10 protein-coding genes are annotated in these 13,740 nt (G+C 67.7%); 2 read left to right on the top strand and 8 right to left on the bottom strand.

Features of this window, described 5'->3' with window-relative positions; genetic code table 11:
• Window positions 1–100: 100 nt before the first annotated feature.
• The 5 genes from SARO_RS18495 to SARO_RS18475 form a co-directional block, all read right to left on the bottom strand.
• Window positions 101–1,483 carry a mannitol dehydrogenase family protein gene (locus SARO_RS18495; RefSeq protein WP_011906771.1) on the bottom strand — a complete coding sequence of 461 codons (1,383 nt, stop codon included), beginning with the start codon at window positions 1,481–1,483 and terminating at the stop codon, window positions 101–103.
• Window positions 1,480–2,880 (bottom strand): glucuronate isomerase, encoded by a 1,401-nt coding sequence (gene uxaC, locus SARO_RS18490; RefSeq protein ID WP_011906770.1) that lies wholly within the window; start codon window positions 2,878–2,880, stop codon window positions 1,480–1,482. Before uxaC ends, SARO_RS18495 begins: the two co-directional genes overlap by 4 nt.
• Window positions 2,880–4,466, bottom strand: coding sequence for a family 43 glycosylhydrolase (locus tag SARO_RS18485; protein ID WP_083761018.1), 1,587 nt, complete (start codon window positions 4,464–4,466; stop codon window positions 2,880–2,882). Before SARO_RS18485 ends, uxaC begins: the two co-directional genes overlap by 1 nt.
• 20 nt (window positions 4,467–4,486) lie before the next feature.
• A complete protein-coding gene (locus SARO_RS18480) occupies window positions 4,487–5,488 on the bottom strand; it encodes an alpha/beta hydrolase (protein ID WP_011906768.1) in 1,002 nt (333 codons plus the stop codon).
• A 95-nt stretch (window positions 5,489–5,583) separates the two neighbouring features.
• Window positions 5,584–8,457 carry a TonB-dependent receptor gene (locus tag SARO_RS18475; protein ID WP_011906767.1) on the bottom strand — a complete coding sequence of 958 codons (2,874 nt, stop codon included), beginning with the start codon at window positions 8,455–8,457 and terminating at the stop codon, window positions 5,584–5,586.
• A 243-nt stretch (window positions 8,458–8,700) separates the two neighbouring features.
• Between SARO_RS18475 and SARO_RS18470 the strand changes: the two genes are divergently transcribed.
• Together SARO_RS18470 and SARO_RS18465 are read left to right on the top strand one after the other, a co-directional pair.
• Window positions 8,701–10,041, top strand: coding sequence for a pectate lyase family protein (locus SARO_RS18470; protein ID WP_011906766.1), 1,341 nt, complete (start codon window positions 8,701–8,703; stop codon window positions 10,039–10,041).
• A complete protein-coding gene (locus SARO_RS18465; protein ID WP_011906765.1) occupies window positions 10,038–10,460 on the top strand; it encodes a cupin domain-containing protein in 423 nt (140 codons plus the stop codon). Before SARO_RS18470 ends, SARO_RS18465 begins: the two co-directional genes overlap by 4 nt.
• Here SARO_RS18465 and SARO_RS18460 read toward each other — a convergent pair.
• Genes SARO_RS18460 through kduD form a run of 3 tightly spaced genes read right to left on the bottom strand, consistent with a single transcriptional unit; the run spans window position 10,429 to window position 13,734 of the window.
• The gene (locus SARO_RS18460; protein WP_011906764.1) at window positions 10,429–11,973 is read right to left on the bottom strand and encodes a carboxylesterase/lipase family protein; all 1,545 of its coding nucleotides are present in this window, start codon (window positions 11,971–11,973) and stop codon (window positions 10,429–10,431) included. The two genes, SARO_RS18465 and SARO_RS18460, sit on opposite strands and share 32 nt — an antisense overlap.
• The gene (locus SARO_RS18455; protein WP_011906763.1) at window positions 11,960–12,970 is read right to left on the bottom strand and encodes a sugar kinase; all 1,011 of its coding nucleotides are present in this window, start codon (window positions 12,968–12,970) and stop codon (window positions 11,960–11,962) included. The genes SARO_RS18460 and SARO_RS18455 overlap by 14 nt, the downstream gene beginning before the upstream one ends.
• On the bottom strand, window positions 12,967–13,734 hold the full coding sequence (gene kduD, locus SARO_RS18450) for a 2-dehydro-3-deoxy-D-gluconate 5-dehydrogenase KduD (RefSeq protein WP_011906762.1): 768 nt from the start codon (window positions 13,732–13,734) through the stop codon (window positions 12,967–12,969). The genes SARO_RS18455 and kduD overlap by 4 nt, the downstream gene beginning before the upstream one ends.
• Window positions 13,735–13,740: the final 6 nt, after the last annotated feature.

Genomic DNA, 13,740 nt, shown 5'->3' with positions numbered 1-13,740 from the left:
GTGGCGGGATCGCCGCTAGGCCTTCGCTGTTGCAGCATCATGCAAGTTTGACGACAGATCAGGGTCATAGCCGTGACGGAACGGTGACGGACCGGCCCCTTCAGGTTTCCTTGAGTGTGTTGAGGTCATGTTGTGTTGGTAGCCATGTTCCGTCGAGAGGTCCGTTTTGGGTGAAGATGGCTTTTGCGGTGTCGGCGGGGTTTGGGTGGCGTGTGGCGAGGGTGGTGAGGCGTGTGGCGAGGGGGTCGTCTACCGGGCCGTTGGCGCCGGTGAGGTGGTGGAGCCAGGCCTTGATGCCGGCGAGGATCGCGGGGCACTGGCGACCGGCCCGTGCATTGGCGGCGAGCGTCTCGAGCCAGCGCTGGGGGATCTTCTGGCTGCCGTCCATCGCGATCTGGATCAGGCGGTGGTCGAGCGCGGGATTGGCGAAGCGGTCGATCAGCGCGTCGGCATAGGCGGCAAGGTCCTGGCCGGGCGCGGGCGTGATCGTCGGAGCGGCTTCCTCGCGCATCAGGCGGATGGCGAGGTGGCGCAGGGCCGGATCGGCAATCGCTTCGTGGACGCAGGCATGGCCCGCCGCGAGGCCGCAGTAGGCGAGCAGCGAATGCGCGCCGTTGAGCATGCGCAGCTTGGCGGTCTCGTAGGGGCCGACCTCGTGCACCAGCTGCGCGCCGACCGCTTCCCACCCGGGGCGCGGGCCGGCGAAGCGGTCCTCGATCACCCACTGGCTGAACGGCTCGGTCACGACGCAGGCCTGATCGTCCAGCCCGTTCAGCGCGTCCGCCACCATCGCGCGGTCCTCGTCCGTTGTCGCGGGGACGATGCGGTCGATCATGGTCGAGGGGCAGGTGCAGTTCGCCTCGAACCATGCGACGAGATCGGGCTCGTGGCGTTCGAGGTACTGGCGCATCAGCCGCTCGAGCTTCGCGCCGTTGTCGGCAAGGTTGTCGCACGGCAGCAGGGTCACGCCGGGCAGCCCCGCCTTGCGCCGGGCGAGCAGGCCTTGCGCGACGAAGTAGTAGAAGCTCAGCGAATGGGCGAGTTCGAAGTCGAGATCCCCGGTCTCGCCGCGGCAATAGCCCTTCTCGGTCACGGTCAGGCTGACCACGCGGGTCGTGGGCGAGGCAACCGCGGCGATCACGCTTTCCGGCTCCTCGCTGGCGACGAGGACATTGCGCACCGATCCCACGACGCGAAGGCGCGTGCCCTCGCCCGAACGCTCGGCCAGGGCATAGAGCCCATGCTGCGGGTTCATCTGCCGCGCCACGCCGGGCGAGCGCAGCGAGACGCCGGTGATCGCCCAGTCGCGGTCCCCCAGGTTCATGGCGGCGTCGGTGTACCAGGCCTGGTGCGCGCGGTGGAACGCGCCGATGCCGAAGTGGACGATGCCCACGGCCTGCGCGTCCCTGTCGTAGAGCGGTCGCGCGACGGCGGGAGGAAGGCTCGCCAGGGCTTCGGGCGAAAGTCTCGCGGCTTGCGTCACAGGCGGTACGCCTTCTTCGCCAGATCGTACGACAGGTCCCGGGCCAGCTCCGCCGCTTCCCAGTCCTCGATGCGGTGTTCGGCGACCAGTTCGGCGAGGAACCCGCAGTCGATCCGCCGCGCCACGTCGTGCCGCGCCGGGATCGAGAGGAACGCGCGGGTATCGTCGTTGAAGCCGACGGTGTTGTAGAAGCCCGCCGTCTCGGTGGTCATGCGGCGGAAGCGGCGCATGCCCTCGGGGCTGTCGTGGAACCACCAGGCCGGGCCGAGCCTGAGGCAGGGATAATGCCCGGCAAGCGGCGCGAGTTCGCGGGCATAGGCGCTCTCGTCGAGCGTGAAGAGGATGATCGACAGGTCGCGCTCGTTGCCGAAGCGGTCGAGCAGCGGCTTCAGGGCATGGACGAAGTCGGTGCGGGTGGGGATGTCGGCGCCCTTGTCGCGCCCGAAGCGTTCGAACACCTGCGCGTTGTGGTTGCGGAACGATCCGGGATGGATCTGCATGACGAGCCCGTCGTCGAGGCTCATCGCCGCCATCTCGGTCAGCATCTGGGCGCGGAACAGCTCGGCCTCGGCGGGGGTGAAGGCGCCCGCGACGATCTTGCCGAACAGGGCCTCGGCCTCGCTGGCAGGGAGGTTGGCGGTCGCCGCGGTCGGGTGGCCATGGTCGGTACTGGTCGCGCCCATCGACGCGAAGAAGGCGCGGCGCTGGCGGTGCGCGGCGAGATAGCCGGTCCAGGTGCGGCAATCCTCGCCGGTGAGGTGCGAGAGCAGGTCGAGGTTGGCGCCGAAGCCCTCGAAGTCGGGATCGACCACCGGGTCGGGGCGATAGGCGGTGATCACGCGGCCCTTCCAGCCCGAAGCCCGGATCGCGGCGTGATGCTCGAGGCTGTCGAGCGGGCTCTCGGTCGTGGCCAGGACCTCGATGTTGAACCGTTCGAACAGCGCGCGCGGGCGGAAGGCGTCGCTGGCCAGCATCTCGGTGATCGTGTCGAAGTAGAGGTCGGCGGTCCCGGCGCACAACTGCACGCCCATGCCGAAGGCCTCGGCGAAGACCCAGTCGAGCCACATGCGCGACGGCGTTCCCCGGAACAGCCAGTAGCGCTCGGCAAAAAGCCGCCACGCCGCGCGCGGGTCGACCTGCCGGTTGCGCACGCCGAGGTCCTCCAGCGCCACCCCTTGCGAGTAGAGCATGCGGAACACGTAATGATCCGGCACCAGCAGCAGCTCGGTCGCGTTGCCGAAGGTCCCGTTCCCCGCGAACCAGCGCGGATCGGTATGCCCGTGCGGGCTCACCACCGGCAGACCCCGCACGCTCGCATACAACTCCCGCGCCAACCCACGCACCGATGGATCCACCGGAAGCAACCGGTCCGGATGAAGCTCAAGTTCGCGAGGCATCAGTCTTCCAGTGCAGTGAAGGTGAAATTGCGGAACCTGGTCTCGCCGGGGCCCGCAGCGTAGAGGCCGGGGCGGAGCATGAGGAAACCGCCGCGCACGTTGTGGTGGTAGCCTGACACTTCCATGCCGCGGTCGAACTTGCGCCACGTCTGCCCGCCGTCGCCCGAAGTGTGGTAGCTGACGATATGTCGCCGGTTGGTCACGCGGATGCGCATGGCGGTGCCGTGGGGATTGGCGGGGCGGCCGCGTTCCATCCCGTACTGGTGGGTGACGAAGCGTTCGGCATCGAAGCCGAGGCCGGCGTAGAGCTTGTCGTCGTAGAACAGCACCAGGCCCGCCGTGGCGCCGGGCGCGAGTTCGATGTCGCATTCGAACCGGTAGGACGTGTCGCCCGCGATCAGGAGGAGCGGCGAACCGGTCGATGGGGCGAGGCCCTTGCCCTTGAGGAGCAGGGTGTTGCCGACCACGCGCGCGCGGCTTGCCTCGTCCGGCGAAGGACGGAAGAACGACCACTTGGTGCCCAGTTGCAGGCGGGAGAAGTCGTCCGACAGCGCCATGCCATGGGGCAGCGCCTCGCCGCCCTTCGGTTTGGCGAGGGGGCGCGAGAGGTCGCCGCCCGTCATGCGGAACCAGCCATCGGCGGTCCATTCCACCGGATCGAGCAGGCATTGGCGACCCAGCGTCCAGAAGCCGTTCTCGAAGCCGTGATAGAGGCTCCACCAGGTGCGGTCCGGCCCTTCGACGAGGCTGGCGTGGCCGCGCGACCACCAGGCTTCGCGGATGTCGGTGGTGCGCACCAGCGGATTGCCGGGATGCTGTTCCCACGGCCCGTGGATCGAGCGCGAGCGCGCGGCGATGACCATGTGGCCGGTGGGTGGTCCTGCGGTTCCGCCCACGGCGGTCAGCATGTAGAACCACTTGCCGACGCGGTGAATCTTGGGGCCTTCGGGCGCGAAGCCCTCGACGTCCCATTCCTCGGGATAGCGCCAGGGATCGTAGACGTGTTCCACGGGGCCGGCGAGGCTGAGGCCGTCGTCCGAGAGACGCACGCGGTCTCCGCCGGATAGGAACAGCCAGCGCGAGCCGTCTTCGCCCACCGCATGGCACGGGTCGATATGGTTGGGCAGGCCGAGGGGCTTGGGTTCGCTCCACGGTCCGTCGATATGGTCGGCCCAGATCACGAAGGTGTCGTTCTGCGGAGAGGCCTTGACCGGGATGTAGAGGTAGTAGCGACCCTTGTGCCGGTCGAGGCTGACCGCCCAGACCGAGCCGATGTTCCTGTGAAGCGCGGGCTTCCTCGGCGCCCAGTTCACAAGATCGCGCGAGTGCCAGATGAGCAGGCCGGGATAGCTCTCGAAGCCGGAGAAGGTGAGGTAGTAGTCCTTGCCGTCCTTGAGGATGGCGGGGTCGGGGCGGTCGCCGGCGAGGACCGGATTGAGGAACGTGCCATCCCCGAGGTCGGCGATGCGCTGGTTGTCGAGCCCGCGCTTCCAGCGGGGCGCGGAAGCGGTGGCAGCGGTAGCCGGCCCGGCAAGCGCGGGCAGCGGCGTTGCAAGGCCGAGCGCGGCAATGGCGGCCGACTTCATCGCATCGCGCCGGTCCACGCTCACAGCGCCAGCCCCGTCGTGCGGGCCCACGCGCGCCACAGTTCTGGCCAGACCTCTACCGGCTTGCCCACCGCCTTGCGAAGGCCGAAGCCGTGGCCGCCGTGTTCGAACAGATGGGTTTCCACGCGAATGCCCCGTTCCTTCAAGGCGGAACGGAGCAGCAGTGTATTGTTTACCGGCACGGCATCGTCATCCTCTGCGTGGAGCAGGAAAAAGGGCGGGGCATCGGCCGGCACGTTGCGGTGCGGCGAATGCGCCGCTTCCACTGCGGGCGAAGCGGCCTTGCCAACCAGCAACTCGCGCGAGCCGGGGTGGGCATCGGGTGCCGACATCGAGACGACCGGATAGATCGGCGCGGCGCTGTGCGGCCTTGCCGAAAGACGGTCCGCCGCATCGGTCGCGTCATAGACCGGCGCGGCAAAGCGCGTGGCCAGATCGGCGCACAAGTGGCCGCCGGCCGAAAAGCCCATGGCCGATACGCGTTCGGGATCGATGGCGAAGTCGCGCGCGCGGTGGCGGATCAGGCGCATCGCGCGCTGGGCATCGGCCAACGCGACGTCCGGTCCCGTGGCCCAGCCTTCGCCAGGGAGGCGATAGAACAGGACGAAGGCGGTAAAGCCGCGCGCCGCAAGCCAGCGGCCCATTTCATAGCCTTCCTTGTCGACCACGACCCAGCGGTAGCCGCCACCCGGTGTCAGCAGGATCGCGGCGCCATTGGGCCGATCCGGACGGAATACCGCCAGGCGCGGGCGGCTTATGCCCCAGACCGCGCGGTCCGTGACGAGGCTGTCGGCCGACCGTTCCTGCACCGTTTCGGTGAGCGACCTTGCCGGAAGGCCGGGCGCGCCCCTGGGCCATAGATCCATCGTCTCGGCCGGCTGCGGCAGGCCGGGCGGGAGCGAGCCGGGCGCGACCGGTGGCGGCGTCTGGGCCAGTGCAGTCTTCGCGGCGGCGGCCGAGACGAGCGAGGCGGCGATGAAGGATCGGCGGTCGACGGTCACGGCGGCTCCGTTTGGCAAGCGGAAGTTCGCGAAGGGGATTGGCCGGGCGCGAAAAGGGAGGGATGCGCCCGGCCAGAGGGAGTGGTGGATCGGGATCAGTACTTGAGGCGCGCGCCCACCAGGATGTTGCGCCCGAAGTGATTGTTCTCGTAATTCCGCTGCGTTTCTATGTCGGTGTAGCGGTAGCGATAGGTGTCGAGGAGGTTGTTGCCCTCGACCGAGACTTCCAGCCAGTCGTTCACCTTGTAGCGAACCGAAGCGTCGACGTTCCACATCGAGCCGTAGCCTTCGAGCAGGTTGCCGGTGCCGCTGGCGCCTTCGTGGTAGGCGCTGCGGTAGGTGCCCATGACGCGCGCGGAGAAGCGGCCGTCATCGTAGTAGAGCGTGCCGTTGTAGGCGCGCTTCGACACGTTCGCGAGCGTGCTGGTGAGCGTCACGTTGTTGAGCGGGCCGAGGTTGCCGTTGGGCAGGCGGGCGACGGTGATCGGGCCCTGGAGTTCGTATTCCGCGCTCGACGAGATGAAGGTGGCGTTGGCGATCACGCCGAAGTTCCCGAGGAAGCCTTCGGCAAAGATCTTGAAGGGCACCTGCGCGGCGAATTCCCAGCCCTTGAGCGTGGCACCCTCGCCGTTGACCGTGGTTGCCAGCGTCCAGCGATCCTCGAGCAACTGCGACGGGTTCAGCGCAGCCGGCGAGTTCGGGCTGAGCGAGGAAATCGGCGCGCCGGTCTGGGCGTAGGTCAGACCGGTGATCGAGGCGCTGCGGGTGAAGGTGTGCACCGCCTTCTTGAACCATGCCGCCGAAAGCACGGCCTGGGGAGCGAAGTACCATTCCACGCCGAGGTCGTAGTTGGTGGCGCGATAGGGTTCCAGATAGGGGTTGCCGGTGCTGACGCGGTAGTTGAAGCCGTCGGCCGAGCCGCCGGGCGTCAGCGAACCGAGCGTCGGGCGGGTCATCACGTCGGCGATGGCGGCGCGCACGATCACGTTCTCGGTGGGGTAGAGCGCGAGGTTGGCCGAGGGCAGCCAGTCTTCGTAGCTGCGCTTGACCGTGGTCTGCACCGAGCCGACGAGACCGTAGGAGGACTGGTCGGTCTTGACGTACCGCATGCCTGCATTGAGCGCATAGCGCAGGCCCAGCAGCTCACCCTTGGCGTCGAACTGGAGATAGCCGCCCTTGGTGGTCTCCTGCACGCCCCGGTTGTTGCCGGCATCGAGAGCCAGCGGGCGTTCGTAGAGCTTGGTCAGCGCGGTCGTGGCGTCGAGATTGGGCACCAGCCACGAATTGGTGTTGCCCGCGGGCTGACCCGCGTTGCCGAGGTTGAACACCTGGCCAAGCGCCGCCGTCACCGGGATGCCATAGACAGCGGTGGGGCCGAACACCGAGGAGGCGGAGCAATTGATCGTGCCGAAGATGCGGTCGACGCCGCCGTTGCCGCAGACCGCGGTGTCGCGGGTAAAGGCTTCGGTATCGAAGTTGAACCGGCGCCACATGCCGCCCGCCTTGATCGTGAAGCCTTCGGCCACGTCCCATTCGGTACGAAGCTGCACGGTCTTGAAGCGGTTCACGACGCTCGACGGGCGGTCGCGGATTTCGGCGAGCTGGAAGTTCGCCGGATCGGTGACGCTGGTGCCGAAGGTCAGCTTCGGGTGCTTCATGTCGGTGTAGTCGAACGAATAGCCCTGGGCATCGCGGTCGTCGAAGATCATCGTGGTCTCGACCGGGATTTCGGCATTCGACTTGGAGAAGCCGCCGAGCAGGGTGAAGCGCAGGCTGTCGCCGATGTCCTGGTCCCAGGTGCCGCCCACCTGATAGAATTCGGTGCGGCTCTTGCGCAGGTAGTGCTCGGTACGCACCCAGGCATCGTTCAGCGTGGCCGAGACCATGTTGCCGTTGTCGTCGTAGACCGGGTCGACCACGTCGATCGAACGCTCGTTGGAGCGCAGCAGGACTTCGCCCCACTGCTCCTCGCGCTTCGCGTCGAAGCGGGAGAACAGGCCGTCGATCGAGAACTTCGTCGCATCGGTTGGCGCGAACTGGACCGAGCCGGTGATGCCGAGGCGCTCGCGGTCATGCTTCACTTCGCCGTAGCGCGGGATGCGCGGGTGGAAGGCGAGGGCGGCCTCGTCGCAGGCATCGCTCTCGACGTAAGTGCCGCCGCTGTTGGGACGGGTGAAGCACGGGGTCCCATCGACCGAGTCGAAGCGCGCCTGGGCCCAGCGGACCGAGTTGTTGCCAAGCTCCAGCACGCGGGTCTTCTGGTACGCGGCGGACAGCGAGATGCCGAAAGTGCCGGCGTCGTTGCGCCAGCTCAGCAGCCCGGCAAGGCGCGGGCCGACGTAGTCCGACAGGTCGTTGTAAGTGCCGACGACCGATGCGACGCCGGTGAAGCCGGCCTTGCCACCCAGCGGATTGCCGGTGTTGAGATCCACCACCGCGCCGAGCGAGCCTTCGTCGAGGCTGGCTTCGGCGGTCTTGTGCACGACGATCGAGCTGAACAGTTCCGAAGCGAAGACGTTGAAGTCGAACGCGCGGTCGCGGTTCGCCGAGGCGCCGTCGGTCGAGGTGGCGACCGTTTCCATGCCGTTGACGCGGACGCGGGTGAACTGGCTGGACAGACCGCGCACGGTGATCGCGCGGCCTTCGCCGGCATCGCGCGAGATCGAGATGCCGGGAATGCGCTGTAGCGATTCGGCAAGGTTCTGGTCGGGGAACTTTGCAATGTCTTCGGCAACGATGGCGTCGACCGCGCCGACGGCGTTCTTCTTGACGTTGATCGCAGCCTGGAGCGACTGGCGGAAGCCGGTGACGACGATGGCGTCGGTCGGGGGCGCTGCATCTTCGGCTACGGCCTGGGGTTCGGGAGCGGCGGTCGCGTCCTGGGCGAAAGCAAGGCTCGGCGCGGCAAATGCGCCACCGGCCAGCAGGGCCATCTTCAAAAGCGAAACGCGCGAAACGTGACTAGGCATCTTCAATCCCCTCGATGCCCTTTTCAGGGCTATTGCTACCGGTGTCAAAGGGGAAGGCGCGCTTGCGCCGATTTCTCCCAGCCACCACTGCTCCCACGTGCCTCGACCCACCGCGCGGCGGGCCTGGCATGCTCTGTCCGTTTCCCTCTCGGCACTCTCGTGTCTCATTGGGTAACCGGTGTCATTATTTATTGCCCTCGCATCGCCGCTCTGTCAATAACCGTAGCAATGGGAGAGTCGCTAATGCGCAAGATACTGCAAAAAGCCACGTTTTCAGCCATTCTCACGGTCATGGCGGCAACTGTCGCAGGGGCGGAGCCCCATCCGGCGGACCCGACGAAGGGCGGTGTGAACGGTCGAATCATCCGGGTCACGACTCTGGCGAAGAACGGTCCCGGCTCGCTCGCCGAAGCGCTTGCGGCCAAGGGGCCGCGCATCGTCGTTTTCGAGGTCGGCGGAGTGATCGATCTCGGGCGCGATACGCTCGATATCACCGAGCCCTACCTTACCGTTGCGGGGCAGACGGCGCCGTCGCCCGGCATCACCATCGTCAAGGGCGGGATCGATCTTCGGACGCACGACGTCGTGCTTTCGCACATCAGGGTCATGACCGGGGCCGACGGGCAGGCGAAGCTTTCGGGCTGGGAAGCGGATGCCTTCTCGACCGTCGCCGCGCACAACGTGGTGGTCGAACATTGCAGCTTCCTCTGGGCGCTGGACGAGAACATGTCCGCGTCCGGACCTCGTTTCAGTGGTAACTCCGTGGCGGAATGGCGCGCCGGAACGAGCCACGACATCGTCTTCCGCGAGAACCTTGCCGCCGAAGGCCTCGCCAATTCGAGCCATCCGAAGGGCGAGCATTCGAAGGGCTCGCTTATCCACGACAACGCCACCAACATCACCTTCTACCGCAACATCTGGGCGCACAACGTGGAGCGTTCGCCTCTGGTCAAGGGCGGTGCGCAGGTCGCGATGATCAACAACGTCATCTACAACCCCGGCCATCGCGCGGTGCACTACAACCTGATGAACCTCGAGTGGACCGGGCACGACTATGTGACCGGACAGATCACCGCCGTGGGCAATGTCATGCGGGGCGGCAACGATACCGATCCGGGATTGCCGTTCCTGATGCTCGGCGGCGACGGCGATCTCCAGTACTTCGGCAAGGACAACCGCGCGGTGGATCGTCACGGCAATCCGCTTCCCCAGTTCGGTCGCTATGGCGAGACGAAAGCAAGGCTGATTGCCGCGAAGTCGCCGCTGGTGGACATTTCCCGCTATAGCGTGCTGCCTTCGAACGACGTGGAGACGTCGGTTCTCCAGACCGCCGGTGCCCGCCCCTGGGACCGCGCGCCCGATGACATCCGCGTCATGTTCTTCGTCGCCGAAGGGCGGGGCGACATCATCGACGACGAGAAGCAGGTCGGCGGCTATCCCCACCCGGTTGCCACGTTCGCGCCCTTCGTCGAGGCGGACTGGAACCTCGACACGATGACGCCCAGGTCGGGGCGCTATCCGGGGCAGAAGGCCGGTGCGCAGGAAAAGCTGTCCACCCGCGACCAGCAGATGCGCCAGCCATGACCGCGATGCTCGCGCTGTTCATGGCCGCCGCTCCGCCGATGGCCGTGATCGACGAGGCCGATACCGTGCGGCGCGAGCCTCCGCCGCACGGGGCCATCGGCATGAGCACGGCCTGGCGCATCAGCGACTTTGCGCCGCAGCCTCGCCGCATGGAGTTCCGCCGCCGCACGCTCGATCCCGGGGCGGCCATCGGCGAACATCCGATCGCGCACGATGAGGTCTATTACGTGCTCGAAGGCGAGGGCGAGGTCGTGTCCGACGGCCAGCGCGCCACGCTGAAGCCCGGGATGACCGCCTATCTCTATGAAGGGGCGATAGTCGGGATCCGGCAGAAGGGCGACAGGCCGCTCGCGCTCATCATCGCCTATCCGGTGAAGGAAGCGCCGGTCAGCTCCCTGGCTGGACGTAAGGGCCAGTAGCCCAAAGCTCGCGCTCCCACTTCCGCGGGTCGCTGGCGATGGAGGCCGTGCCATCGCCTACGACCAGCGTGGCACGGTCCGGAAGCGTGTAGGCGGTCCAGTCGGCGAGACCCGGCCTGCCTGTCCTTGCAAGGCCCGCAAAGGCGCCCATCATCAGGTCCCGGGTCATCCGTGCGCCCAAGTCGGTTCCACTCATGCTGCCCGGCGCATCCAGCGTGCCGAACACATAGGGAATGTCATCGGTGTGCGCCGCGCCGCGCAGGGGATCGAGCGGCGAAGGCCGGTCGAACTGGTAGACCCAGGTTTTCGTCGCGCCTGCCCTTGCCCGTTCATCGGCTTCGATCACCTGCCCCGGCCACGAGCGGCCTGCGGTCGTGGCGGCATAGAACACCTGCTCGGGCGTCCACTGCGGATGCTGCCGGCGATATTGCGCGACGACCCAGTCGACGTCGAGATCGATCTTGATCTCCGGCGCGATGCGGGCGGCGAGATTGTCCCAGTCAAGACCGCGCAACCTGGGCCCGCGCGGGTCGATGAAGGCGCGCGTCTCTTCGCGCACGTTGCCCAGGATCATCGGAATTTCGAGGGACTGCGGCGCGGCGTCCGGCCAGAAGGGGTGGCGCGGCAGGTTGGTCATGTCGAGCACGGGGCCCATGTAGAGACCGCCGCCCATGACGGGATCGGTCGCGCCCAGCGCATCGACGATCCGCTCGACCGGCAGGGTGCGCAGCAGTTCGACGTCGCGGGGCTGGAGACCGAGCGCGGCGAACAGCGCCTGCGTGCGCTTCCACGCATTGTTGGGCCCGCTGGCGACGACCTGTTGCCCGCTCATCGTCGCGGCGCAATGGAACAGGCCCCTGGCGGCGGGCATTGCCATGAGCGTCGCGATCTTCGCGCCGCCACCGGACTGGCCGAACACCATGACCCGCGCCGGATCGCCGCCGAAATCGCGCACATGGTCGCGCACCCATTCCAGCGCGAGGACAAGGTCGAGCTGGCCGAGGTTGCCGCTGTCGGCAAACCGTGCGCCGAAGGGCTTGAGCCAGGCATGGCCCAGCGCATTGAGCCGGTGGTTGACGGTCACGACCACGACATCGCCCTGCGCGGCAAGCTTGCCGCCGTGGGTGAGCGGGTCCGTCACCGTGCCGTTGGAATAGGCGCCGCCATGGAAATAGACCATGACCGCGCGGCCTGCCCGGGGGTTCGCGTCGGGCGTCCAGACATTCAGGAACAGGCAGTCCTCGGACTGCGGCAGGTCCGGATTGCCGCGCTGGGGGGCGATCGGTGCGAAGGTCTGCGCCTTGGCCGGGTTTCCGTTCCACGGCTCGGGCAGCGCTCGCTCGAAACGGGCGGCACGGCCATAGCGTATGCCCTTGAAGGCGAGAACGCCGTCCTCACGCATCCCGGTGAACCGCCCGACCCTGGGATCGCGCGCGCGGGCCAGCACCGGCGTTGCGGCCAGCGCGGCGCCTGCGCCGAGCACGGCGCGCCGGGTAAGGTCAGCGCCGGACATCGCCGCCATCGGCCGAGAAGGCCGCAAGTTCCGCCCCGTCGATCAGGCAGAAGTCGCCCGGCAGCGAATGCTTGAGCGCGGCAAGCGCCAGTCCGCATTCGGCCATCGCCTGTTCGTTGCCACCCTTGAGGAACTGGTGCAGCACGCCGGCGGCAAAGGCATCCCCGGTGCCGATGCGGTCGACGATACCGGTCACGTCGATCTCTCCGGTCTGGTGCTTGCCCGTGCGCGTATCGACGCGCGCGGCAAGGCGATGGTGGTCGCTGCTGACCACGTGCCGCGCGGTCGATGCCACGAGTTCGAGGTTCGGAAAGGCGGCGAAGGCCGCATCCACCGCCTCGCGTCGCCGTTCCGCGCCGTCGCCGGAAAATGTCCTGCCAAGCAGGAGCGAGATGTCGCGGTGGTTGCCGATCAGCACCCGCGCCGCGCCGACAAGTTCGGTCAGTATCGAGCGCGGGTCGCTGTCCCAGCTTTCCCACAGCTGCGCTCGGTAGTTGCCATCGAAGCAGATCGGCACTTGCGCGGCGCGGGCCGCCGCGACCGCCGCGCGTGCCAGGGCAACGCCGCCCGGCCCCAGCGCGGGGGTAATGCCCGACACGTGGAGCAGCGCCGCACCGGCGAGCGCGCCGTCGAGGTCGAACGCGCCGACATCGGCCAGCGCAAAGGCCGATCCGGCACGGTCATAGGTGATTGAGGACGGCCGCATTCCGGCGCCGGGCTCCATGAAGTAGAGCCCCATGCGCCCCGCGCCGCGCACGACGAAGCGCGTATCCACCCCGGCGGCGCCCAGCTCGGCGCGGGCCCTGTCGCCGAGCGGATTGCCCGGCAGCAACGTGACCATCCGCGTCTCGTGGCCGAGCGCGGCGAGGGCGGCGGCGACGTTTGCTTCCGCGCCGCCCACGACCATTTCCAGGCTCTGCGCCTGGATCATCATCCGCGCGCCCGGTGGCGAGAGCCGAAGCAGCATCTCGCCAAAGCAGACCACGGCGCCGGTCATCGCGCCAGCCACCCGCCGTCCACGGCCAGGACGTGACCCTGGACATAGTCGGCGGCGCCGCTGGCAAGGAACACCGCCGCACCGCCGATGTCGGCGGGATCGCCCCAGCGGCCTTCGGGAATGCGTTCCATGATCTGGCGGTTGCGGGTCTCGTCGGCCTGGAGGGCGGACGTGTTGTTCGTGGCGATGTAGCCCGGCGCGATGGCGTTGACGTTCACGCCCCTGGCGGCCCATTCGCAGGCGAGCAGCCTGGTCAGCCCGGCAACGCCGCTCTTGCTAGCGGTATAGCTGGGTACGCGGATGCCGCCCTGGAAGCTCAGCATCGATGCAATGTTGATGATCTTGCCGCGCCGCCCGGTGGCTTCGCGGTTCGCGATCATGTGGCGCCCCGCAGCCTGCGAGAGGAAGAACACCGATTTGAGGTTGGTGTCGACGACCGCGTCCCAGTCCTCTTCGGTGAAGTCGACCGCGTCCGCCCGGCGGATGATCCCGGCATTGTTGACGAGGATGTCGAGCCCGCCCAGCGACGACAGCACCTCGTCGACCACGTCCTGTACCGGGGCGATGGTCGAAAGGTCGGCGCTCACCAGTTCGCACTTGCGGCCGAGCGCACGCACCTTGGCGGCGGTTTCTTCGGCCGGGGTGCGACCCACGGCGGCGATGTCGGCGCCCGCCTCGGCCAGCGCCACCGCGATGCCCTGTCCGATCCCGGTGTTCGCGCCGGTAACGACCGCGACGCGGCCCGAAAGGTCGAAAATGCTCATCGAATG

The organism is Novosphingobium aromaticivorans DSM 12444 (assembly GCF_000013325.1).
GTDB classification, from domain to species: Bacteria; Pseudomonadota; Alphaproteobacteria; order Sphingomonadales; family Sphingomonadaceae; genus Novosphingobium; species Novosphingobium aromaticivorans.
This window is presented reverse-complemented; position numbering and strand designations above follow the sequence as displayed.